The organism is Candidatus Symbiopectobacterium sp. NZEC135, from assembly GCF_025962695.1.
In genome coordinates this window covers 1-600 of the sequence record NZ_JAGFPF010001314.1, presented here as the reverse complement: position 1 = coordinate 600, position 600 = coordinate 1, and the positions used below count along the sequence as shown (strand labels likewise).

Here is a 600-nt window from a genome sequence, read left to right as displayed (position 1 = left end):
GCTGAATATCGTGCCCGCGCTGGCCCCGTTTTTTGGCGGCTTGCTGTCCGCCGCATTCGGTTGGCGCGCCTGCTTCTGGTTTTTGACGCTGTATGCCAGCGTAGTCCTATTGCTGACCCTGCGCTATCTGCCAGAAACCCGCCCGGCAGACACCCTGCGCCTGCCGGGTTTGCCCATCAAGCAATACGCCAGAATCCTTTTCACACCGCGCTTTATCGGCTTTGCTGGCTGTAATGCTGGCATTATGGGGATGGCCCTGACCTATCTGTCGATGGCATCCGTGGTATTGATGGTACACGGCGGGTTGTCACCGTTACAGTTCTCGCTGGTGTTCGGCGCAAACGGCTTTTGGGTGATGGCGATGAGCCTGCTGGCAACGCGCGCGATCGTGAAAATTGGCCGACCCGCTTGCCTGAGGCTCAGCGTGATATTGATTGGCAGCGGCTTTTTGTTACTGTGCGCCATTATTCTCTGGTTGCCCGAGGCGCTACAGGCGCGTTGGTGGATCTTTATGGCACCGGTCGTGGTAGCGTTTGCTGGCCTGGCGTTTGCCATTGGCCCCGCCACCAGCTATGCGTTGGAACCTTATGCGAATGAAGC

1 protein-coding gene is annotated in these 600 nt (G+C 58.2%); it reads left to right on the top strand.

The window, feature by feature from the left end; all coding sequences use genetic code 11:
• Positions 1–600 (top strand): MFS transporter (locus tag J5224_RS34020; RefSeq protein ID WP_264629266.1); only part of this gene is annotated, 600 nt, incomplete at both ends.